Raw genomic sequence first — 19,394 nt, forward strand, 5'->3', positions numbered from 1 at the left:
GTGATGCGGCGCTGGTGGGCAGGGATTGCAATGGCGCTGGGGCTGGGTCTGACCAGCCCGGCGCTTGCGCAGGATCACTGCCGCCTCGCGCTTGTGCTTGCCCTCGATGTGTCGTCGTCGGTCGATGCCGAAGAATACATCCTTCAACGCGACGGTCTTGCTGCGGCTCTGGGCGATCCCCTGATCCGCGCAGCCATTCTGGAGGGCAACGGCCATGTGTCGGTGGCCATCTATGAATGGAGCGGACGTCGTCAGAGTGCGATGGTGAGCAACTGGGTTGCCCTGCACGACGACGCTGCGATCGACGGGCTGATCGACCGATTGATGTCGGCCCCGCGCAGTCACACGCGCTTTCCCACCGCGATGGGATATGCGCTGGGATATGGCGCGACCCTTTTGGCACGCGGGCCCGAGTGCGACCGCAGTGTGATAGACGTGTCCGGGGATGGCGAGAACAATGACGGGTTTCCGCCACGCCTCGCCTACAAGAACTTTCCTTTTGCCAATGTCACCGTCAACGGGCTGGCTGTTCTGGGCGGGTCGGATGATGTGCTCGATTACTTCCACCGCGAAGTCCGCTACGGGTTCGGCGCGTTTGTGGAAACCTCTGAAGGCTATGCCGGATACCGCGAGGCCATGACGCGGAAGCTGTTCCGCGAATTGAACGACATGATCCTGAGTGCCCGCCCGGTCACCGGTCCGCAGCCGGGCTAGTAGATGTAGCGAATCTGATCGGTCCAGTACCGCTCCATCCGGCGCAGCGTGCTGCCCATGTCGTCCAGCGTATCATGGTCGATCACGTTCTTTTCGATCAGACCGTCAGCATGCCGCGCAAAGAGAGCCGAAATCAGATCTCGGATCTCCCGCCCCCGCGCCGTCAGCCGAACGCGTACCGAGCGCCTGTCGATCTCGCACCGCTGATGGTGCAAGTAGCCCATGTCCACCAGTTTCTTGAGGTTGTAGCTGACATTGCTGCCCTGATAGTAGCCGCGGGTTTTCAGCTCTCCCGCAGTGACCTCGTTATCGCCGATGTTGAACAGCAGCAGCGCCTGAACCGCGTTGATTTCGATGATGCCGACACGTTCGAATTCGTCCTTGATCACGTCGAGAAGCAGCCTGTGCAGCCTCTCGACCAGGGCGAGCGCCTCAAGATAGCCGTCCAACACGCCATTGGTCCGGCCCTGCTCAACAGATGCATGAATGCTCATTATTGTCTCCGCCTAATCTGTTGCGACGGAGCATCGGGCAAAATCCCGAATAATCGGTTAAGCTGGTCCGGTTTGCCGGATCACTGCTGAAACGCGACCGAAGAGATGTCTGAAATCAGATCCTGCAGCGGCTCGGGCGGCGTTTTCTGTCCGCTCACCCACTGGTACAGATCCTGATCGTTTTCCGACAGAAGCGCATCGTAGCGGTCCAGCATCGTGTCGTCGAACGTGTCCAGACGAAGCTCGGCATATCGCGACAGAATGATATCCATCTCCTTGATCCCGCGCCGCATGGAGCGCATGGACAGGCGTTTGAGACGGTTTTCGCGGGTTTCGCTCATTGCTGGGGCACCATGAGATTGCGCAGTCTTTTTTCCATCCGGGCCAGCTGTTCGGCCTTCTGGTGAAGGTCAGACTTCAGTTCGCGGATTTCAAGAATGATTTCGGTCAGATCGGAAGGCATCGGCTCGGCATCAGGGTTTTCGACACCTTCGCCCTCGCCGTTGATCAGCCACATCATCGAAACATTCAGCAGCCCGGCGAGCATGGAAAGCCGGTTGGCACGTGGCTCGGCCACGTCATTTTCCCATTTCTGCAGCGTGCTCTTCTTGACACCGAGCCGTTTGGCCAACGACTCCTGCGTCATCCCCGCCGCCTCTCTGGCCGCTGTCATGCGGTCGCCAAAGGTCGCGATTTCAGGGGCATACCAGTTTTCGTCGCTCTCGGTCATCCGTTCTCCTATCCCGATCATTGCTTGATCGAATTTTGCGTGCACCCTAAGACAGTCAGAAACCAATCACAAACAGGGGCCTTCAATGCCGTTTCTGTCCGACACCCTTGCCCGCGTCAGCCCGTCCCCCACCGTTGCAGTGTCACAAAAGGCGATGGAACTGAAAGCGGCGGGACAGGATGTGATTGGCCTCGGAGCCGGTGAGCCTGACTTTGACACACCCGACAACATCAAGGCCGCTGCAATTGCGGCGATTGAGGCGGGAAAAACGAAATACACCGCTGTTGACGGAATTCCTGAGGTCAAGCAGGCGATCTGCGCCAAGTTCAAGCGCGAGAACGGGCTGGACTACACCCCGTCGCAGGTGGCGGTGTCCACCGGCGGCAAGCAGGTGCTTTACAACGCTCTGATGGCCACGCTGAACCCCGGTGACGAGGTGATCATCCCCGCCCCCTATTGGGTCAGCTATCCCGATATGGTGCGGCTGGGCGGTGGTGAGCCGGTGATCGTGGAAACCACGATCGACAACGGGTTCCGCCTGACGCCCGAGGCGCTTGAGGCCGCGATCACGCCCAACACCAAGTGGTTCATCTTCAACTCGCCCTCCAACCCCACAGGTGCGGGTTATGGGCACAACCAGTTGAAAGCTTTGACGGATGTGCTGATGCGGCACCCTCATGTCTGGGTGATGACCGACGATATGTATGAACACCTGGCCTATGACGGGTTCCAGTTCTGCACCCCCGCGCAGGTCGAGCCCGGCCTTTATGACCGGACGCTGACGGTCAACGGCGTGTCGAAATCCTATGCCATGACAGGCTGGCGGATCGGCTACGCGGCTGGCCCCGAACACCTGATCGCCGCAATGCGCAAGCTGCAGTCGCAATCCACCACCAACCCCTGTTCGATCAGCCAATGGGCCACGGTCGAGGCGCTGAACGGGCCGCAGGAGTTTCTGGCCGAGCGCAACGAGGCGTTCCGCAAGCGCCGCGATCTGGTGGTTGCGGGGCTGAACGCCTGCGAGGGCATCACCTGCGCCGTGCCGGAAGGCGCGTTTTACGTCTACCCGTCCATCGCCGGCTGCATCGGCAAGACCAGCGCGGGCGGCACGTTGATCGACACGGACGAGGCCTTTGCAACTGCGCTTCTTGAAGAACACGGTGTGGCGGTCGTGTTCGGTGCCGCTTTCGGACTCAGCCCCTATTTCCGCGTCAGCTATGCCACCTCGGACGAGGTACTGGCCGATGCCTGCCGTCGCATTCAGGCGTTCTGCGCCGGGTTAAGCTGATCCATGGGGGCCGATCTCCCAGACTATTATTTCCGCGTTCGGGAGAACGGCGCGCTGGTCTTTCGCGTAGACACCGAAAACCGCCAGCGAAGAATCGAGATGGACCAGATTGCGGTCGTCAATATTCGCAACGGCGAAATCAAACCCCATGGTGATCGCAGCCTGAGCGATGAAGATATCGACGTCATCCGTGAATGGATGGCCGAGCGGCAGGCGACGCTGGCCGCGCGCGATGTCGACGACATCCTGCGCGCCGTCGATCACCTGAACCTGACCACGCAATGGGCACAGTCCAGGGCAACCGACGAGCAGCTTGAAGCCGTGACCGACGCGCTCCTGCTGGCCATGCACGATCTGCGCGGCGTGCTGGTGCGGCGCAAGGCGGACAGGCTGATGAAGGGTGACGAGGACAGCTAGTGCTTTCCCCCTGCCCCCGGCTCTGCCATATTGGCGCAAAGCAACAAAGACAGAGCAGCTGCCATGGCCGAAGACCTTCTCTCCGGGCACGAACCGACCGACTACGACGCGTCCTCCATTGAGGTCCTTGAAGGGCTGGAGCCCGTTCGCAAACGTCCGGGTATGTATATCGGCGGCACCGATGAACGCGCGCTGCATCACCTCGTGGCCGAGGTTCTGGACAACTCCATGGACGAAGCGGTGGCCGGACATGCCAACCGGATCGAGGTGGAGCTGCACGAGGATTATGCCGTCACCATCCGCGACAACGGGCGCGGCATCCCGATTGATCCGCACCCCAAGTTTCCGGACAAATCCGCGCTCGAGGTGATCCTCTGTACCCTGCACGCGGGCGGCAAGTTCTCGGGCAAGGCCTATGAGACCTCGGGTGGTCTACACGGCGTGGGTGCGTCGGTTGTGAACGCGCTGTCGGATTCGATGGTGGTTCAGGTGGCCCGCAACAAAGAGCTTTTCGAGCAGCGCTTTTCGCGCGGTATTCCGCTTTCCAAGGTGGAAAAGGTCGGTGCGGCGCCCAACCGGCGCGGCACAACGGTGACCTTTCATGCGGACGAACAGATCTTCGGCCACCACCGGTTCAAGCCCGCGCGGCTGTTCAAGATGGTGCGGTCAAAGGCCTATCTCTTTTCGGGTGTGGAGATCCGCTGGAAAACCGCGATCAACGATGGCGAAACCCCGACCGAGGCCACCTTCCACTTCCCCGGAGGTCTGGCCGATTACCTGACCGAGACGCTGGGCAGCGCCTCGACCTATGCCGAGCGGCCCTTTGCCGGAACGGTGGAGTTCCGGGAGAAGTTCAACTCTCCGGGTAAGGTGGAGTGGGCGATCAACTGGACGCCGTCGCGCGACGGGTTCATCCAATCCTACTGTAACACCGTCCCCACCCCCGAAGGCGGCACGCACGAGGCCGGGTTCTGGGCGGCGATTCTCAAGGGCATCCGCGCCTATGGGGAGTTGTCGAACAACAAGAAGGCCGCGCAGATCACCCGCGACGACCTGATCACCGGCGGCTGTGCGCTGGTGTCGTGCTTCATCCGCGAACCGGAATTCGTGGGGCAAACCAAGGACCGTCTTGCGACAACCGAAGCGCAGCGCATGGTCGAAGGCGCCGTGCGCGACCACTTCGACAACTGGCTGGCGGCGGATACGAAATCCGCAGGGGCGATCCTCGACTTCCTCGTGCTGCGCGCCGAAGAACGGCTGCGGCGGCGGCAGGAGAAAGAGACCCAGCGCAAGTCAGCGACCAAGAAACTGCGGCTGCCGGGCAAGCTGGTGGATTGTTCGGCCACATCGCGGGAAGGCACAGAGCTGTTCATCGTCGAGGGAGACTCGGCGGGTGGATCGGCCAAGATGGCGCGGGACCGCAAGACGCAGGCGCTCTTGCCGCTGCGGGGCAAAATCCTGAACGTGCTGGGCGCGGCGTCCTCCAAACTGGGCACCAATGCCGAGATCAGCGATCTGACACAGGCTTTGGGTGTGGGTCTTGGCACCAAGTTCAATGTCGACGATCTGCGCTATGACAAGGTCATCATCATGACCGATGCGGACGTCGATGGCGCGCATATCGCATCGCTCCTGATGACGTTCTTCTTCACCCAGATGCGCCCGATGATCGACGCCGGGCATCTGTATCTGGCCTGCCCGCCTTTGTACCGGCTCACACAGGGGGCCAAACGGCTCTATGTGGCGGATGATGCCGAGAAAGACCTGATGATGCAGAAGGGTCTTGGCGGCAAAGGCAAGATCGACGTCCAGCGCTTCAAGGGTCTGGGCGAGATGGACGCGAAGGATTTGAAAGAGACCACGATGGACCCGGCGTCACGCAAGCTGATCCGTGTGACCATCGACGAGGACGAACCGGGCGAAACCGGCGATCTGGTGGAACGTCTGATGGGCAAAAAGCCGGAGCTGCGGTTCCAGTACATCCAGGAGAACGCGCGGTTCGTTGAGGAGTTGGATGTTTGAATTTTTTGGAATGCCGGCATGCCGATTGATGAAGACGAAGACGTAGAGATATCATTTCCAATCACTTTCGCCGTTCTTGGAACGCCCGTCTCACTTCAAGCGTCGGCACAGTCACGCGAGGACTGGAAACAGCGGGTTCGCGAAGCCTCGAGAACTGTTGTCGCTGAACATTGCTGGGCAAGCGAAGAACAAGTGAGCCTAACGATTTACGATTTCCCAACCGACGCAACGGGCGGGGATATAGATAACATAATAAAGCCAATTCAAGACGCTATGCATCCGCAGATCGTCCAAGATGACGAGCAAATCTCGAGGGTTGTAGCCCAACGCTTCACACCCCACGAGGGGGAAAATTTGCAGAGTACCCAGATTTGGTTGCCGAGGCGATGGTGAACAACACTCCATTTGTCTTTATACGGCTTTCCAACGACCCATTGGGAGAAGCGCAATGAGCCAATCTATCAGCGAATATGAGGCTGCTCGTGAACTTGCTCGAAAGTACGAGCTTGACGGTTACACGGCCGAATTGGAACCGAAGAACATTCCAGGCGCAGATTTTTTGGGATCATATCGCCCTGATTTACTGTTGGAGCGCGACGGACAGAAAATCATTGTTGAGATTAAGCGACGCCACAGACCCGAGCTATCAAAGCACATTGAAGCGCTCAAAAATAAGATTGAACAGCAACCAGGGTGGAAATTCTTATTGGTGTATCTTGACTCGGATCGTGCTCTAGCAGGGCTCAAATCAGTTCCGTACCCATCAATTCGTTCGTTGCTCAATGAAGCAGAGGCGGCATTTGACACGGGTTCCAAGAGAGCCGCCTTCTTGTCGCTATGGGCCGGATTTGAAGCGGCAGCACGCAGAATTAATCCAGAAGCTTTTTCCAAACCGCAATCACCGGGCAGGATTATCACCGTCTTGGCCGAGAATGGGACTTTTTGGCCAGATGACGCTGACGAACTGAGAAGGCTCGCTGCTAAACGCAATAGTCTAATACACGGGGAACTGGACGTAGAAATCTCAGATGAAGACTACGCGTCTTTGATGGCGCATGTTGAGACACTTGCGGAAGAGCGATCTCCACCAGAAAAATCGATATGAGGCGGTCTCGCACAGTAATCAATAATTGTTTCCATGCGTAAAATCATCAACCCGATGAAGCGCCATCGCCAGACCGCGGGGTGGCGTCCTAGCGTCGAACGGCGCGTTTTATAGTGGCCAAATCCGAACGAAATATGAGCGTTGCGCATACGGTTGCCCATCGCCAGCCCGGGGGGCGGTCTGGCGATGGCGCGGGCACCTTCGGTGCTATTCCGCGCCGGGTGCAATGTTCGTTGAGAAAACCGTAAGCGCCCGACCCTGGGTGGGCGCACGCAGCCTCTGAACAATGCGAGGCAGCGTCACACGCGTGACAGTGGTTCTGAGCAAACGACACGCCAATGCGCCCTCCCGGGGGGAGGGTCGGGCGCGGCCCGTCCTTCGGACGGGCTGGGTCGCTCGAACCGTGTTTTCCATTCATATGTCGGGGCATCGCCCCATTTCCAAAAAGAGGTGACGTCACCTGAGTTGGGTGGACATCCTCTCCCCCGTGCAGAGCCTGTGAGGCTCCGAACCTGTACCCCGAAGGGCCTGTTGAGACGCGTCTCTCATGGTCTGAACGCACATAAAGCGTCCGTAGAGAGAGGGTAGTCGCCTGGGGTGTTCCGCCAAAAGACGGAACGGGTCTCGGATCCGATGGGCGGGAGGTATCGGGCGGATGGGTTGAGAGCGCGGAAACGCACCGTGCGGTGCTGCGCCCTGCCCTTACGCCGGCCATCCACAGTGGGCGGCGATCCGGCCCTCCGCCGGACAGTGCGGCTTTGACAGGTCCGAGAACCTGTGCCACGCTTTTTGGCATTGGTTCAGGAATAGTCCCAAGGCTGCGGCAATGTTCAAAGTCAATCTGGCAGCGTTCTACTCTGTCTGCGGAATAGTCCCGCCAAACGTGGAACCCACGGCCGACGAGTCAGGTGTGATCGAAGTCAAGGATGGCACGGATTTCGCCAATCTGTGCCGGCGCAGCGGTGTCCCGTCGGGCGCGAATGTCTCGCTGACCTTTCCGGATGTGTGTTTCGTACCACCGCCCCCCGGAGGCCCTGTACCGATCCCCTACCCGGCCGCCGCGCTGGACAGTTTCAACTCCGAAGTCCGCAAAGGCGGGTTCCCGAAGATCAAGATCCGCGATGCAGGCAATGCCTCTGTGATCCGAACATCCACGGGTGACGAACCCGGCACCCGGAAAGGGATCGTGAGTTCGCAGAACGTCGGCATGACCCCGTACACGGCGTACTCGTTTGACGTTAAGTACGAGGGAGCGCCGATCATCGTGACACCCCCGTCGTTCCGGTAAGGGATGGCTGAGCTGCAAAAGAAAAGCCCCGCCACATGGGCGGGGCTGTGATCGTCCCTTGCGGGCGCGATCTTATTCTTCGTCAGCTGCTTCCAGCTCTTCCAGGCGGGCCTTGTCGGCTGCGCCTTTTGCGTCGACGTCACGGTCGACGAATTCGATGATCGCCATCGGTGCCATGTCGCCATAGCGGAAGCCGGCCTTCAGGATGCGGACATAGCCGCCCTGACGCTCGGCGTAGCGCGGGCCGAGAACGTCGAACAGCTTGGCAACGTCCTTGTCTTCCTTCAGCTGTGCAGCTGCCTGACGGCGGGCGTGCAGGTCACCGCGCTTGCCCAGCGTGATCAGCTTTTCAACGATCGGGCGCAGTTCCTTGGCTTTCGGCAGGGTGGTCTTGATCTGCTCATGTTCGATGAGCGAGCCAGCCATGTTGGCAAAGAGCGCCTTGCGGTGCTCGTGGGTGCGGTTCAGGCGGCGGTAGCCTCGTGCGTGACGCATGTGTCTTACTCCAATAGTTGCCCTCTACGGGCGTTTTTGCTTTGTCCGGCCACCGATGCGTGTCAGCGGCTCTCCTTGGGGCGGATGCCCGGTTGGGTGAGGGGTGCCCCTCACCCAAATTTCTTAAAAGTTGTCTTCCAGCTTTTTCGCCAGGTCTTCGATGTTGTCTGGCGGCCAGTCCTCGACATCCATGCCAAGGTGCAGACCCATGCCGGACAGCACTTCCTTGATCTCGTTCAGCGACTTGCGGCCGAAGTTCGGGGTGCGGAGCATCTCGGCTTCGGTTTTCTGGATCAGGTCGCCGATATAGACGATGTTGTCGTTCTTCAGGCAGTTTGCCGAGCGCACGGACAGTTCCAGTTCGTCCACCTTCTTGAGCAGAAGCGGGTTGAACTCGAGACCGTCGTCCTCGTCCTGCTGACGTGCGGATTCCGGTTCGTCGAAGTTGACGAAGATCGACAGCTGATCCTGAAGGATGCGCGCGGCATAGGCCACGGCGTCTTCCGGCGTGACGGAGCCGTCGGTTTCGACCTTCATTGTCAGCTTGTCATAGTCCAGCACCTGGCCCTCACGGGTGGGCTGCACGTCGTAAGCGACTTTCTTGACCGGGGAATAGATCGCATCGATCGGCATCAGGCCGATGGGTGCATCTTCCGGCTTGTTCTTGTCGGCGGACACGTAGCCCTTGCCGGTGTTGACCGTCAGTTCCATGTAGAGGTCCGCACCTTCGTCGAGGTGGCAGATCACGTGGTCACGGTTCAGCACTTCGATGCCGTTGGTTTCCGAGATGTCACCGGCGGTGACAACGCCCGGACCCTTGGCGTTGATGGAAACGCGCTTGGGGCCTTCGACTTCCATACGGAGCGACACACCCTTGAGGTTCAGCACGATATCGGTGACGTCTTCGCGCACACCGGCAACGCTGGAGAACTCGTGCAGCACGTTGTCGATCTGCACGGAGGTAATTGCCGCGCCCTGCAGCGACGACAGAAGCACGCGGCGCAGCGCGTTGCCGAGGGTCAGACCAAAGCCCCGCTCCAGCGGTTCGGCAACCACGGTCGCCACGCGCGACGGATCGGCGCCCGGCTTGACCTCAAGCTGCGTCGGCTTGATCAATTCTGCCCAGTTCTTGTGGATCATGCGTCCCTCCATACTTGTCTCTGCCCCATGTCCGAAAGGCAGTGACGCCCGAGGTTAAAATGACGAAAGCATGCCCCCACCTCACGGTGGGGCCATGCCAGAATAGTGTGGTCGATCAGACGCGACGACGCTTCGGCGGGCGGCAGCCGTTGTGTGCGATCGGGGTCACGTCACGGATCGACGTGATGTTGAACCCGATGGCCGCCAGAGCGCGGAGCGCCGATTCACGACCCGAACCGGGGCCCTGAACTTCGACTTCGAGCGTCTTGACGCCATGTTCCTGTGCCTTGCGGCCCGCATCTTCGGCAGCCAGCTGAGCTGCGTAGGGTGTGGATTTCCGCGAGCCTTTGAAGCCCATGGTGCCAGCGGACGACCAGGAGATCGCGTTGCCCTGCACGTCGGAGATCAGGATCTTGGTGTTGTTGAAGCTGGAGTTCACATGTGCGACGCCAGCTGCGATGTTCTTGGAGACCTTTTTCTTGCCTCCGCGACGGGTATCACGTGCCATATCGGTAGACCTCCCTTACTTCTTCTTGCCGGCGATCGGCTTCGCGGGGCCCTTACGGGTGCGCGCGTTGGTGTGGGTCCGCTGGCCGCGGACGGGGAGGTTGCGGCGATGACGCAGGCCACGGTAGCAGCCAAGGTCCATCAGACGCTTGATGTTCATCTGCACTTCGCGACGCAGGTCACCTTCAACGGTGTAGTTCGCGTCGATGTGCTCACGAATGGCGAGCACTTCGGCATCGCTCAGTTCGTTAACCCGGCGGGTTGCGTCGATATTGACCGCTTCGCAAATGGCTTTTGCGGAGGTATGGCCGATACCGGTGATGTAGGTGAGGGCGATCGGAACACGCTTCCCTGTGGGAATGTTCACGCCAGCAATACGTGCCACGTATGACTTCCTTTTCGTTGCGGGTCCGTAGCGCCAGACCCTTTTTTCACAACATAAGGCCCGTCGGTTTTACCCTTGGGGCCTTGAGCTGATCAGGTGATCCGCAGACGGGCGCGACCCGAGCTGCGACGGTGATTCTCGGTTAAGAGATGGCGGTAGATAGGAGTGTTTGACTCCGGCGTCAACCCTCGTCTCGATGCCTGTTCCTGCGTATCAGGGAACGCTTGGATCATCCCCGACAAAAGCGGCTGGCCCGTAGGAGCAAGGGCGTTCGAGCGCCCTCGCCGCTCAGGTTATCCCAGCACCTTGGCGATGTCCGCTTTCACGGCGGCCATTTCGCCCAGACCGTCCACCGAGGACAGTTGACCCTTGGCGTAATAGTAGCCGATCAGTGGCGAGGTTTTCTTGTAATACTCCATCAGACGCTGCTTGAGGCTTTCCTCGTTGTCGTCCGCGCGGCGCTTGAATTCGGTGCCGCCGCAGTTGGAGCATTTGCCGTCTGCCGGGATCGGTTTGGTGTTGTCGTTGTAGACCTCACCACAGGACCCGCAGGTGGAGCGCGCCGTGATGCGGGCGACAAGCGCATTGTCGTCGACCTGCATTTCGATCACGGCATCGAGGGTCTCACCCTCTTCGGCCAGCAACTCGCCCAGAGCATCCGCCTGGGCCAGAGTGCGCGGGAAGCCGTCAAAGATGAAGCCGCCCTTCTTGTCGCCTTTGAGCTTTTCCCGGATCAGGCCGATCACGATCTCATCCGTGACAAGCTCGCCGCGGGCCATCACGTCGGCGACGATCTTGCCCATCTCGGTGCCGCTGTCCTTGGCCTCGCGCAGCATATCGCCGGTCGAGAGCTGGATCATGTCGCGCTCGTCACAGAGGAACCGCGCCTGTGTGCCTTTGCCCGCACCCGGCGGGCCCAAGAGGATAATATTCATCGGCGTGCCGGGCTCCGTCTTTTGGATTTGGACTTACCCTTGCCGCGCAGCTGCGACTTTTGAATAAGACCTTCGTATTGATGAGCCAGAAGATGGCTTTGGACCTGCTGGATCGTATCCATCGTCACCGACACCACGATCAGCACGGATGTGCCGCCGAAGTAGAAGGGAATGGCGAACTGGCCACGCAGAATTTCCGGCAACAGGCAGACCGCGGTCAGGTAGGCAGAGCCCAGAACCAGTACGCGGTTGACCACGTATTCGAGGTATTCGGCGGTCTTCTTGCCCGGACGGATCCCTGGGACAAAGCCGTTCTGGTTCTTCAGGTTGTCGGCAACGTCATCGACCTTGAACGAAACGTTGAAGGTGTAGAAGTAGGCGAAGAACACGATCATCGCCCCGAAGAACAGCAGGTAAAGCGGCTGACCCGGCCCGAAATAGGCAAGGATCGTCGACATGACCGGGCCGGTCTGCTGACCGCTGAAGGTGCTGATCGTCGTCGGCAGCAGCAGCAGCGAGCTGGCGAAGATGGCCGGGATCACGCCCGACGGGTTGACCTTGACCGGCAGGTGGCTGTTCTGCGCTTCTGCGATCTTCATGCCCATCTGGCGGCGGGGATACTGAATCGTGATCTTTCGGAGCGCCCGCTCCATGAACACGACGAACATGATCACCGCGATGACCATGAGGATCACCCCCACGATCACAGCCGGGCTGATGGCACCCGAACGGCCCGAGGCAAAGAACTGCGCCAGAGCGGCGGGGACTTCGGCGATGATGCCGACAAAGATGATGAGCGAGATACCGTTGCCGACGCCGCGCGCGGTGATCTGTTCCCCGAGCCACATCAGGAACATTGTGCCACCCACGAGGGTGATCACGCAGGAGGCGCGGAAGAACCAGCCCGGATCGGTGACGAGATCGCCCGCCTCAAGACTAACGGCAAGGCCATAGGCCTGGAACGTCGCCAGGAACACCGTGCCATAGCGGGTGTATTGCGCGATCTTCTTGCGGCCCGCCTCGCCCTCTTTCTTCAGCTGTTCGAGGGACGGCACCATGGACGTCAGAAGCTGAACGATGATCGAGGCCGAGATGTAGGGCATGATGCCGAGGGCAAAGATCCCCATGCGGCCAAGAGCACCGCCGGTGAACATCGTCAGGATGCCGCCGATCCCCTGCTGCGCCTGCTCCATGAATTCGCGCAGGGCAATGCCGTCGATCCCCGGAACGGGAATGAAGGTGCCGATGCGGTAAACGATCAGAAGGCCAAGCGTGAAGAAAATCCGGTTGCGCAAATCGGTCGCTTTGCCGAGCGCAGCCCAGCTTGTATTCGCGGCCATTTGTTCTGCTGCTGATACCATGCGGGTCTCTTTTATGATGAACGCCGCCATGAGCGGTCCGGCTCAGGCGGCGTTTGGAAAGCTCTGGGGGCTATGTAAGCGGCGTTGAAGCCGCTCACAACCTCTTATTCGGCGGCCTGCGCGGTTGTGACCGTCAGTGAGCCGCCAGCCTTCTCAACCGCCTCAATGGCCGATTTGGAAGCGCCGGTGACGTTCAGAGTCACTTTCGCGGTGATGTCGCCCTTGGCGAGCACGCGGATGCCGTCCAGCTTGCGACGGACCAGACCGGACGCAACCAGAGCGTCCTCGTCGATGGTGCCTTTCGCATCGAGCTTGCCGGCGTCGACGAATTTCTGGATCAGACCGAGGTTGACCACGGCAAACGACTTCCGGTTCGGCTTGTTGAAGCCACGCTTCGGAAGACGCTGGTAGAGCGGCATCTGGCCGCCTTCGTAGCCGGCAATGGCCACACCCGAACGGGATTTCTGACCTTTGATACCACGGCCACCCATCTTACCGAGGCCGGAGCCCGGACCACGGCCAACGCGCTTCTTGCGCTTGGTTGCGCCGGGATTGTCGCGCAGTTCATGCAGTTTCATATCGCTTCTCCTTTGCCGGAAACGCCCCCGAAGCGATGTGGGACGAACGCGGCTTTTCTTGGTTATGAATCAGGGACCCGTAAGTCCACCGGGGGCGTATAGAGGTGTTAGACAGCCTGATCAAGAGGGCACTGCGCTGCTTTCACGACAAGTCTACACCCTTGGCCGCCATCTTCTCATGGAGGTCCTTGGTCGTGTTGCCGCTTGGATAATCAATGTTCGGTATCGGCACGTCCAGCCATTTACACAACGGCTGCCATCCGTCACCCAGATTGTGAACCAACAACCGATCCGGAGAGACAGTCGCCAACACATCCTCTACGTTCTTGTTGTACACAGCGATTGCGTGGTCACGATCGCTCGCACGTCCATGAAACACCTGATTGGCAACCAAAAGATGCGCCAATCCATTGGGATCGTCGCCCGTTTGGAGGTAGCGCAGGAGCGTCTTCTCAAAACTGTCCCACCAGCTTTCAGCAGACCGCATCGTCAGAATCACTTTTGCCTCTGGATAAACGTCAATCAAGGTGCGCCAATAGTAGGCAGACGGCCAATCCACGCAGGCCGAATACCCCTCGAACAGCTTTTCCCAATCAGGGGTGCCGCCTTTTGCCAAATCAAGCCAAAGCGGTCGGAGTGGGGTACCCTCTTCAAGCTCGAACATGTGGTGCGTTGGTCCAACACCGAGAATATTCAGTGCATGTCGCATGGAATCCGTACCGGTGCGACCGAACCCAGTTCCAATTATCTTTAGCGGCATGACAACTCCTATGACGTCGTGTCAGCTGAACCCGACGTCTTAACCTGATTACCAGACTATGCCGAAAAAGAGAAAACCCCGCCAGCATGCTGGCGGGGTTTTCAGAATTCTTCGAAAAAACGAGGCTCAGCCGCGCTCTTCGATGATCTCGACCAGGTGCGGGATCTTGTTGACCATACCGCGCACTGCGGGGGTGTCTTCAAGCTCGCGGGTCTTGTGCATCTTGTTCAGGCCCAGACCGATCAGCGTCTTGCGCTGGATTTCCGGACGACGGATCGGCGAACCGATCTGTTTGACAACGATTGTCTTAGCCATGGTGATCAGGCCTCCTCAGCGACGTGGGCGCTTTCCTGCGGGGCGTCTTCACGCTTGGGCAGGATGTCGGCCACTTTTTTGCCGCGACGCTGTGCGACGGAACGCGGGCTTGCCTCTTTGGACAGGCCGTCCAGCGTGGCGCGGATCATGTTGTAGGGGTTCTGCGAGCCGATCGACTTTGCGACGACGTCCTGAACACCCAGCATTTCGAACACGGCACGCATCGGACCACCGGCGATGATACCGGTACCGGTCGGTGCGGTGCGCATGACCACCTTACCGGCGCCATGACGACCTTCGATGTCGTGGTGCAGCGTGCGGCCTTCGCGCAGCGGCACGCGGATCATCTTGCGCTTGGCCTGTTCGGTTGCCTTGCGGATGGCCTCGGGGACCTCCTTGGCCTTACCTTTGCCAAAGCCGACGCGGCCTTTCTGGTCGCCCACAACGACGAGGGCTGCGAAGCCGAAACGCTTACCACCCTTGACGGTCTTGGACACCCGGTTGATCGCCACAAGGCGATCGGCGAATTCCGGGGCTTGCTCTTCGCGGTCGCGGCGGTTGCCCCGACGGTTTTCACGTTCTGCCATTTAGGCATCCTTTTCTTTTGTGGGCGCAGTGCCCGTTGTCCAATCCAGGTGAGCCTTTCGGTGCTCCCGGATCATCGGGAAGGGATGGCCCTTCCGCAAAGCAAGGTGCGTGAGACCACGCACCCTGCACATTCATGCGGCAGGGTGCGTGCATGCACGCACCGCCACCATCAGATCTTCAGACCACCTTCGCGGGCTGCGTCGGCCAGAGCCTTGACGCGGCCGTGGAAAAGGAAACCGCCACGGTCGAAATATGCTTCTTCGATCCCGGCTTTCTTCGCACGCTCGGCAATCGCCGCACCGACCTTCTGGGCGGCTTCGACGTTGTTCTTGCCGCCGGCGAGATCTTTTTCCATGGTCGAGGCCGCTGCGAGCGTCACGCCACGAACGTCGTCGATCAGCTGAACGCTGATGTTCTTGTTCGAGCGGTGCACGCTCAGGCGCACGCGCCCTGCGTTGACCTTGCGAAGTTTGTTCCGAACGCGCAGGCGGCGTTTCTGGAACAGCTGTCGTTTACTGTTTGCCATTGCCTTCGGTCCTTACTTCTTCTTGCCTTCTTTCTGGAAGATGTATTCGCCCTTGTAGCGAATGCCTTTGCCCTTGTAGGGCTCGGGCCGACGCCAGTCGCGAATGTTCGCTGCCACCTGGCCCACCAGCTGAGCGTCATGGCCTTCGACCACGATCTCTGTCTGCTTGGGGCATGTGACGGTCACACCGTCCGGAATTTGAAAATCAACGTCATGCGACAGGCCAAGGTTCAGTTTCAGGACACTGCCCTGAAGCTGAGCACGGTAACCAACACCCTGGATTTCAAGCTCTTTCTTGAAGGTGTTCGTTACGCCATGCACCATGTTCGCAACCATCGTGCGGGACATGCCCCACTGCTGACGGGCGCGCTTGGATTTACCGCGCGGATCAACCTTGATGACATTGCCTTCCACCGTGATGGTGACATCATCGGTCGCGGTAAAACTCTGGGTGCCTTTCGGACCTTTCACTTCGATGGTCTGCCCCGACAGGGATGCAGTCACACCCGAGGGAAGCTCAACCGGCTGTTTGCCAATACGAGACATTTCCAGACCTCCTTAGAAGACGGTGCAGAGCACTTCGCCGCCAACGTTCTGGCTGCGGGCGCTTGCATCAGTCATGACGCCTTTGGACGTGGACACGATGGACACACCCAGACCCTGACGGACCTGCGGGATGTCATCCACACCCAGGTACACACGACGGCCCGGCTTGGATACGCGCTTGAGTTCGCGGATCACGGGGGTGCCGTCAAAGTACTTCAGGCTGATTTCGAATGCCGGATGGCCGCGCTCGTCCTTGGTTTCTTCGAAACCGCGGATGTAGCCTTCGTCCGCCATCACCGCGAGAACGCGGGCACGCAGCTTGGACGCCGGTGTCATGGTGGTGGACTTGCCGCGCATCTGGGCGTTGCGGATACGGGTGAGCATATCGCCGATAGGATCGTTCATATCTCAGCCCTCCTTACCAGCTCGACTTGACCATGCCGGGGGCCTTGCCATTGCTGGCAAGCTCGCGAAGCGCGATCCGGCTGACCTTGAGTTTGCGATAGTAGGCGTGCGGACGCCCGGTGAGCTGGCAGCGGTTGTGCAGGCGCGAGGGCGCGCTGTTCCGCGGCAGCTTTGCAAGCTTGAGGCGCGCCTTGAAGCGCTCTTCCATCGGCTTGCTTTCATCGTTCGCGATTTCCTTCAGCTCAGCACGCTTGGCGGCATACTTTTCCACCAGCTTCTGACGCTTCTTTTCGCGTTCAATCATTGCTTTCTTCGCCATGGTATCAGTCCCCTCAGGCGTTGAACGGCATGTTGAAGTGCTTCAACAGCGCCTTGGCTTCCGCGTCGGTGTTCGCGGTCGTCGTGATGATGATATCCATGCCCCAAACCTCATCGACCTTGTCGAAGTCGATTTCGGGGAACACGATGTGCTCTTTCATGCCCATGGCGAAGTTGCCACGGCCGTCGAAAGACGGCTTCACACCGCGGAAGTCGCGGATCCGCGGCATCGCGATGGTGATCAGACGATCGAGGAAGTCGTACATCCGGTCGCCACGCAGCGTGACCTTGGCACCCAGCGGCATTTCTTCACGAACGCGGAAGCCCGCGATGGATTTCTTTGCCTTTGTGGTGACGGCCTGCTGACCGGCGATCTTGGTCAGATCCTCAACAGCGGATTTGGCTTTCTTGCTGTCTTTGACAGCTTCCGCGCCGCAGCCGATGTTCAGAACGATCTTGTCCAGACGCGGGATCATCATGTCGTTCTTGTAGCCGAACTCTTCTTTCAGAGCGGCTTTGATCGTGTTCTGGAACTGTGCCTTCAGGCGCGGGGTGTAGGTTGCAGCATCAAGCATCGATCACATCCCCTGTTGTCTTGGCGTAACGGACCTTCTTGTCGCCTTCCATCTTGAAGCCAACGCGGGTCGGTTTGCCGTTCTTGTCGACAATCGCCAGGTTCGACAGATCGATCGGCATCGCCTTGGGCATACGACCGCCCTGCGATGTCTGGGTCTGACGCTGGTGACGGATCGCCATGTTCACGCCATCGACCACGGCCTTGCCGGCCTTCGGATCGACGGAGGCAATGGTGCCCGACTTGCCTTTGTCTTTGCCGGCAAGCACAACCACCTTGTCGCCTTTACGGAGTTTCGCAGCCATTACAGCACCTCCGGAGCAAGCGAGATGATTTTCATGAAGTTCTTGGCGCGCAGCTCACGCACAACCGGTCCGAAGATACGCGTACCGACCGGCTCACCTGCGTTGTTCAGGATGACGGCAGCGTTGCGGTCAAAACGGATGGCTGTGCCGTCTTCGCGACGGACTTCCTTGGCGGTGCGCACGACGACGGCCTTGCGGACGTCACCTTTCTTCACGCGACCGCGCGGGATGGCTTCCTTCACGGACACTACGATGATGTCACCCACCGACGCGTATTTCCGCTTGGACCCACCCAGAACCTTGATGCACTGAACACGGCGTGCGCCGCTGTTGTCAGCAACATCCAGATTGGTCTGCATCTGGATCATAGATTTTCTCCCGACGTCCCGGACCGCTCATGCGAGGCATAGGCCCGGGGGTTTCGTAAATGCCGAAAGGCTATCGCTTATTCAGCGATAACCTCCCAACGTTTGGTCTTCGACTTGGGGGCGCATTCCTGAATGCGGACAACGTCCCCTACTGCGAATTTCTCGGCCTCGTCATGGGCGCGATATTTCTTGGACTTCCGGATCGTCTTCTGAAGAACCGGGTGCTTGAAGCGACGCTCGACCGAAACGGTGACGGTCTGAGTGTTCGCGGTCGAGGTGACGACACCTTGAAGAATACGCTTGGGCATCTCTGTGGCTCCCTCTTACGCGTCGCTGGCCGCTGCGGCGGCTTTCTGGTTCAGCACGGTGTTGATGCGTGCCACGTTGCGGCGCACCTGACGGATGCGCGCAGTATTCTCGAGCTGGCCGGTGGCCTGCTGAAAGCGGAGGTTGAAGGCCTCTTTCTTCAGCGCAACAAGCTCATCACGGAGCTGGTCCGGTGTCTTGTCGTTCAGTTCCTTGGCGTTCATGTCGCCATTCCTTTCTATCAACATCACCGGAGAGCCCCATCGTTGTCGTGGGTCACCCTGATTCCCGGTGGAGGTGGATGAGCGCGCCGTATAGGCCGGACAGCCCGATGGCGCAACCCCTTTGTTTTCAAGGTCACGCACACTGGTAAGGAGATAGAAAACACCAAACTATGAAGTGCTCGAAAGCGAGGCTACTCAGCAATCTACGCTGAATGTACTAGTTTAATTGCAGAGTAGCAAAACATGATTAACCACAGCATCCCGATGGCGCCGGGCAAGACAACAGACGAGGACTTGCCTCGAACACCGATTCCTTCATTGGAGCCGCCACCTTTTATTGCTGGCAATAGTCCGGCAGGATCGACCACGTCTCGAACTCCCAACTCAGGTACACGACCTTCATCGTCATAATAGGGCTTCGACCATTTCGCTGCAGCTTTGTTTATCGCGGCGTCCGCTGCTTCGACACTTACAATTGTAGTGATCGACGCCGCAATTCCAATGAGAGAGAAAAGTATAAAAATGTACTCTATTGGAAAATCCAAATCGCTAGACATTTTGGGAAGCGTGAGCGCCAATGAGGTGAATAAAAAGGCTTGAAGAGTTACAAACCAAGAGGTTCGGAAGTTGATTAAAGTATCCTCATGGACCACTTTTTCTCTATATAGCTGATAAATCTGAATTGACTCAGGCTCTAGGG

The 19,394-nt window shown here is 59.1% G+C and carries 30 protein-coding genes; 7 read left to right on the plus strand and 23 right to left on the minus strand.

Annotated features, from left to right (window positions below; translation table 11 throughout):
• Window positions 1-3 precede the first annotated feature (3 nt).
• Window positions 4-714 carry a DUF1194 domain-containing protein gene (locus tag MGEO_RS15160; RefSeq protein ID WP_085639609.1) on the plus strand — a complete coding sequence of 237 codons (711 nt, stop codon included), beginning with the start codon at window positions 4-6 and terminating at the stop codon, window positions 712-714.
• Here the strand turns inward: MGEO_RS15160 and MGEO_RS15165 are convergent.
• The 3 genes from MGEO_RS15165 to MGEO_RS15175 all read right to left on the minus strand — a co-directional run bounded on the left by MGEO_RS15165 (window position 711) and on the right by MGEO_RS15175 (window position 1,938).
• On the minus strand, window positions 711-1,208 hold the full coding sequence (locus MGEO_RS15165) for a MarR family winged helix-turn-helix transcriptional regulator (protein WP_085639612.1): 498 nt from the start codon (window positions 1,206-1,208) through the stop codon (window positions 711-713). The two genes, MGEO_RS15160 and MGEO_RS15165, sit on opposite strands and share 4 nt — an antisense overlap.
• Before the next feature lie 80 nt (window positions 1,209-1,288).
• The gene (locus MGEO_RS15170; RefSeq protein ID WP_085639614.1) at window positions 1,289-1,549 is read right to left on the minus strand and encodes a succinate dehydrogenase assembly factor 2; all 261 of its coding nucleotides are present in this window, start codon (window positions 1,547-1,549) and stop codon (window positions 1,289-1,291) included.
• Window positions 1,546-1,938: a helix-turn-helix domain-containing protein gene (locus MGEO_RS15175; protein ID WP_085639708.1), complete on the minus strand. Its 393-nt coding sequence runs from the start codon at window positions 1,936-1,938 to the stop codon at window positions 1,546-1,548. Before MGEO_RS15175 ends, MGEO_RS15170 begins: the two co-directional genes overlap by 4 nt.
• Before the next feature lie 85 nt (window positions 1,939-2,023).
• On the opposite strand from MGEO_RS15175, the gene MGEO_RS15180 reads away from it, so the two are divergent.
• From MGEO_RS15180 to MGEO_RS15205, 6 genes are all read left to right on the plus strand, one after another.
• On the plus strand, window positions 2,024-3,226 hold the full coding sequence (locus MGEO_RS15180; RefSeq protein ID WP_085639617.1) for a pyridoxal phosphate-dependent aminotransferase: 1,203 nt from the start codon (window positions 2,024-2,026) through the stop codon (window positions 3,224-3,226).
• 3 nt (window positions 3,227-3,229) lie between these two features.
• Window positions 3,230-3,643 (plus strand): hypothetical protein, encoded by a 414-nt coding sequence (locus MGEO_RS15185; protein WP_085639620.1) that lies wholly within the window; start codon window positions 3,230-3,232, stop codon window positions 3,641-3,643.
• A gap of 63 nt (window positions 3,644-3,706) precedes the next feature.
• Entirely contained in the window at window positions 3,707-5,665 is a 1,959-nt protein-coding gene (gene parE, locus MGEO_RS15190; RefSeq protein WP_085639623.1) for a DNA topoisomerase IV subunit B, read from the plus strand.
• An 18-nt stretch (window positions 5,666-5,683) separates the two neighbouring features.
• Window positions 5,684-6,058, plus strand: a complete 375-nt coding sequence (locus tag MGEO_RS21945; protein WP_085639626.1) for a RusA family crossover junction endodeoxyribonuclease — start codon at window positions 5,684-5,686, stop codon at window positions 6,056-6,058.
• Window positions 6,059-6,113: 55 nt separating this feature from the next.
• Window positions 6,114-6,770, plus strand: coding sequence for a hypothetical protein (locus MGEO_RS15200; protein WP_085639629.1), 657 nt, complete (start codon window positions 6,114-6,116; stop codon window positions 6,768-6,770).
• Window positions 6,771-7,596: 826 nt separating this feature from the next.
• Window positions 7,597-8,058: a PAAR-like domain-containing protein gene (locus tag MGEO_RS15205; protein WP_085639632.1), complete on the plus strand. Its 462-nt coding sequence runs from the start codon at window positions 7,597-7,599 to the stop codon at window positions 8,056-8,058.
• 72 nt (window positions 8,059-8,130) lie between these two features.
• On the opposite strand, the gene rplQ is transcribed toward MGEO_RS15205, so the two are convergent.
• The 20 genes from rplQ to MGEO_RS21425 form a co-directional block, all read right to left on the minus strand.
• A complete protein-coding gene (gene rplQ / locus MGEO_RS15210) occupies window positions 8,131-8,553 on the minus strand; it encodes a 50S ribosomal protein L17 (RefSeq protein ID WP_085639635.1) in 423 nt (140 codons plus the stop codon).
• A 123-nt stretch (window positions 8,554-8,676) separates the two neighbouring features.
• Window positions 8,677-9,693, minus strand: coding sequence for a DNA-directed RNA polymerase subunit alpha (locus MGEO_RS15215; RefSeq protein ID WP_085639712.1), 1,017 nt, complete (start codon window positions 9,691-9,693; stop codon window positions 8,677-8,679).
• 115 nt (window positions 9,694-9,808) lie between these two features.
• Window positions 9,809-10,201 (minus strand): 30S ribosomal protein S11, encoded by a 393-nt coding sequence (rpsK, locus tag MGEO_RS15220; protein WP_085639638.1) that lies wholly within the window; start codon window positions 10,199-10,201, stop codon window positions 9,809-9,811.
• Between the two features lie 15 nt (window positions 10,202-10,216).
• Complete coding sequence (gene rpsM / locus MGEO_RS15225; RefSeq protein WP_085639641.1) at window positions 10,217-10,585, minus strand: 30S ribosomal protein S13; 369 nt, start codon at window positions 10,583-10,585, stop codon at window positions 10,217-10,219.
• 293 nt (window positions 10,586-10,878) lie between these two features.
• Window positions 10,879-11,520: an adenylate kinase gene (locus tag MGEO_RS15230; RefSeq protein WP_085639644.1), complete on the minus strand. Its 642-nt coding sequence runs from the start codon at window positions 11,518-11,520 to the stop codon at window positions 10,879-10,881.
• A complete protein-coding gene (secY, locus tag MGEO_RS15235; protein ID WP_085639715.1) occupies window positions 11,517-12,881 on the minus strand; it encodes a preprotein translocase subunit SecY in 1,365 nt (454 codons plus the stop codon). The genes MGEO_RS15230 and secY overlap by 4 nt, the downstream gene beginning before the upstream one ends.
• Window positions 12,882-12,985: 104 nt before the next feature.
• Complete coding sequence (gene rplO, locus MGEO_RS15240; protein ID WP_085639646.1) at window positions 12,986-13,459, minus strand: 50S ribosomal protein L15; 474 nt, start codon at window positions 13,457-13,459, stop codon at window positions 12,986-12,988.
• A gap of 142 nt (window positions 13,460-13,601) precedes the next feature.
• The gene (locus MGEO_RS15245; RefSeq protein WP_085639649.1) at window positions 13,602-14,219 is read right to left on the minus strand and encodes a sulfotransferase family protein; all 618 of its coding nucleotides are present in this window, start codon (window positions 14,217-14,219) and stop codon (window positions 13,602-13,604) included.
• A gap of 126 nt (window positions 14,220-14,345) precedes the next feature.
• Window positions 14,346-14,534 (minus strand): 50S ribosomal protein L30, encoded by a 189-nt coding sequence (gene rpmD, locus MGEO_RS15250; protein ID WP_085639652.1) that lies wholly within the window; start codon window positions 14,532-14,534, stop codon window positions 14,346-14,348.
• A gap of 5 nt (window positions 14,535-14,539) precedes the next feature.
• Window positions 14,540-15,121 (minus strand): 30S ribosomal protein S5, encoded by a 582-nt coding sequence (gene rpsE, locus MGEO_RS15255; RefSeq protein WP_085639655.1) that lies wholly within the window; start codon window positions 15,119-15,121, stop codon window positions 14,540-14,542.
• Between the two features lie 170 nt (window positions 15,122-15,291).
• Entirely contained in the window at window positions 15,292-15,648 is a 357-nt protein-coding gene (gene rplR / locus MGEO_RS15260; RefSeq protein WP_085639658.1) for a 50S ribosomal protein L18, read from the minus strand.
• Between the two features lie 12 nt (window positions 15,649-15,660).
• Window positions 15,661-16,194: a 50S ribosomal protein L6 gene (gene rplF, locus MGEO_RS15265; RefSeq protein ID WP_085639661.1), complete on the minus strand. Its 534-nt coding sequence runs from the start codon at window positions 16,192-16,194 to the stop codon at window positions 15,661-15,663.
• A 12-nt stretch (window positions 16,195-16,206) separates the two neighbouring features.
• Window positions 16,207-16,599, minus strand: coding sequence for a 30S ribosomal protein S8 (rpsH, locus tag MGEO_RS15270; RefSeq protein WP_085639664.1), 393 nt, complete (start codon window positions 16,597-16,599; stop codon window positions 16,207-16,209).
• 13 nt (window positions 16,600-16,612) lie between these two features.
• Window positions 16,613-16,918: a 30S ribosomal protein S14 gene (gene rpsN / locus MGEO_RS15275; RefSeq protein ID WP_085639667.1), complete on the minus strand. Its 306-nt coding sequence runs from the start codon at window positions 16,916-16,918 to the stop codon at window positions 16,613-16,615.
• Window positions 16,919-16,931: 13 nt separating this feature from the next.
• A complete protein-coding gene (gene rplE / locus MGEO_RS15280) occupies window positions 16,932-17,492 on the minus strand; it encodes a 50S ribosomal protein L5 (protein ID WP_085639670.1) in 561 nt (186 codons plus the stop codon).
• Window positions 17,485-17,796 carry a 50S ribosomal protein L24 gene (rplX, locus tag MGEO_RS15285; protein WP_085639674.1) on the minus strand — a complete coding sequence of 104 codons (312 nt, stop codon included), beginning with the start codon at window positions 17,794-17,796 and terminating at the stop codon, window positions 17,485-17,487. Before rplX ends, rplE begins: the two co-directional genes overlap by 8 nt.
• Entirely contained in the window at window positions 17,796-18,164 is a 369-nt protein-coding gene (rplN, locus tag MGEO_RS15290; RefSeq protein WP_007427594.1) for a 50S ribosomal protein L14, read from the minus strand. The genes rplX and rplN overlap by 1 nt, the downstream gene beginning before the upstream one ends.
• Window positions 18,165-18,241: 77 nt before the next feature.
• Window positions 18,242-18,472, minus strand: a complete 231-nt coding sequence (rpsQ, locus tag MGEO_RS15295; protein ID WP_085639677.1) for a 30S ribosomal protein S17 — start codon at window positions 18,470-18,472, stop codon at window positions 18,242-18,244.
• 15 nt (window positions 18,473-18,487) lie between these two features.
• A complete protein-coding gene (rpmC, locus tag MGEO_RS15300) occupies window positions 18,488-18,694 on the minus strand; it encodes a 50S ribosomal protein L29 (RefSeq protein WP_085639680.1) in 207 nt (68 codons plus the stop codon).
• Between the two features lie 203 nt (window positions 18,695-18,897).
• Window positions 18,898-19,394 (minus strand): hypothetical protein (locus tag MGEO_RS21425; protein WP_158091027.1); only part of this gene is annotated, 497 nt, incomplete at its 5' end.

Source organism: Marivita geojedonensis (assembly GCF_002115805.1).
In the GTDB taxonomy this organism is placed as follows: Bacteria; Pseudomonadota; Alphaproteobacteria; order Rhodobacterales; family Rhodobacteraceae; genus Marivita; species Marivita geojedonensis.

Excerpts from the sequence above, each read along its gene's own strand:
- MGEO_RS15160 (WP_085639609.1), top strand. The coding sequence starts at position 4 with ATGCGGCGCTGGTGGGCAGGGATTGCAATGGCGCTGGGGCTGGGTCTG.
- MGEO_RS15165 (WP_085639612.1), bottom strand. The coding sequence starts at position 1,208 with ATGAGCATTCATGCATCTGTTGAGCAGGGCCGGACCAATGGCGTGTTG.
- MGEO_RS15170 (WP_085639614.1), bottom strand. The coding sequence starts at position 1,549 with ATGAGCGAAACCCGCGAAAACCGTCTCAAACGCCTGTCCATGCGCTCC.
- MGEO_RS15175 (WP_085639708.1), bottom strand. The coding sequence starts at position 1,938 with ATGACCGAGAGCGACGAAAACTGGTATGCCCCTGAAATCGCGACCTTT.
- MGEO_RS15180 (WP_085639617.1), top strand. The coding sequence starts at position 2,024 with ATGCCGTTTCTGTCCGACACCCTTGCCCGCGTCAGCCCGTCCCCCACC.
- MGEO_RS15185 (WP_085639620.1), top strand. The coding sequence starts at position 3,230 with ATGGGGGCCGATCTCCCAGACTATTATTTCCGCGTTCGGGAGAACGGC.
- parE (WP_085639623.1), top strand. The coding sequence starts at position 3,707 with ATGGCCGAAGACCTTCTCTCCGGGCACGAACCGACCGACTACGACGCG.
- MGEO_RS21945 (WP_085639626.1), top strand. The coding sequence starts at position 5,684 with ATGCCGATTGATGAAGACGAAGACGTAGAGATATCATTTCCAATCACT.
- MGEO_RS15200 (WP_085639629.1), top strand. The coding sequence starts at position 6,114 with ATGAGCCAATCTATCAGCGAATATGAGGCTGCTCGTGAACTTGCTCGA.
- MGEO_RS15205 (WP_085639632.1), top strand. The coding sequence starts at position 7,597 with ATGTTCAAAGTCAATCTGGCAGCGTTCTACTCTGTCTGCGGAATAGTC.
- rplQ (WP_085639635.1), bottom strand. The coding sequence starts at position 8,553 with ATGCGTCACGCACGAGGCTACCGCCGCCTGAACCGCACCCACGAGCAC.
- MGEO_RS15215 (WP_085639712.1), bottom strand. The coding sequence starts at position 9,693 with ATGATCCACAAGAACTGGGCAGAATTGATCAAGCCGACGCAGCTTGAG.
- rpsK (WP_085639638.1), bottom strand. The coding sequence starts at position 10,201 with ATGGCACGTGATACCCGTCGCGGAGGCAAGAAAAAGGTCTCCAAGAAC.
- MGEO_RS15230 (WP_085639644.1), bottom strand. The coding sequence starts at position 11,520 with ATGAATATTATCCTCTTGGGCCCGCCGGGTGCGGGCAAAGGCACACAG.
- secY (WP_085639715.1), bottom strand. The coding sequence starts at position 12,881 with ATGGTATCAGCAGCAGAACAAATGGCCGCGAATACAAGCTGGGCTGCG.
- rplO (WP_085639646.1), bottom strand. The coding sequence starts at position 13,459 with ATGAAACTGCATGAACTGCGCGACAATCCCGGCGCAACCAAGCGCAAG.
- MGEO_RS15245 (WP_085639649.1), bottom strand. The coding sequence starts at position 14,219 with ATGCCGCTAAAGATAATTGGAACTGGGTTCGGTCGCACCGGTACGGAT.
- rpmD (WP_085639652.1), bottom strand. The coding sequence starts at position 14,534 with ATGGCTAAGACAATCGTTGTCAAACAGATCGGTTCGCCGATCCGTCGT.
- rpsE (WP_085639655.1), bottom strand. The coding sequence starts at position 15,121 with ATGGCAGAACGTGAAAACCGTCGGGGCAACCGCCGCGACCGCGAAGAG.
- rplR (WP_085639658.1), bottom strand. The coding sequence starts at position 15,648 with ATGGCAAACAGTAAACGACAGCTGTTCCAGAAACGCCGCCTGCGCGTT.
- rplF (WP_085639661.1), bottom strand. The coding sequence starts at position 16,194 with ATGTCTCGTATTGGCAAACAGCCGGTTGAGCTTCCCTCGGGTGTGACT.
- rpsH (WP_085639664.1), bottom strand. The coding sequence starts at position 16,599 with ATGAACGATCCTATCGGCGATATGCTCACCCGTATCCGCAACGCCCAG.
- rpsN (WP_085639667.1), bottom strand. The coding sequence starts at position 16,918 with ATGGCGAAGAAAGCAATGATTGAACGCGAAAAGAAGCGTCAGAAGCTG.
- rplE (WP_085639670.1), bottom strand. The coding sequence starts at position 17,492 with ATGCTTGATGCTGCAACCTACACCCCGCGCCTGAAGGCACAGTTCCAG.
- rplX (WP_085639674.1), bottom strand. The coding sequence starts at position 17,796 with ATGGCTGCGAAACTCCGTAAAGGCGACAAGGTGGTTGTGCTTGCCGGC.
- rplN (WP_007427594.1), bottom strand. The coding sequence starts at position 18,164 with ATGATCCAGATGCAGACCAATCTGGATGTTGCTGACAACAGCGGCGCA.
- rpsQ (WP_085639677.1), bottom strand. The coding sequence starts at position 18,472 with ATGCCCAAGCGTATTCTTCAAGGTGTCGTCACCTCGACCGCGAACACT.
- rpmC (WP_085639680.1), bottom strand. The coding sequence starts at position 18,694 with ATGAACGCCAAGGAACTGAACGACAAGACACCGGACCAGCTCCGTGAT.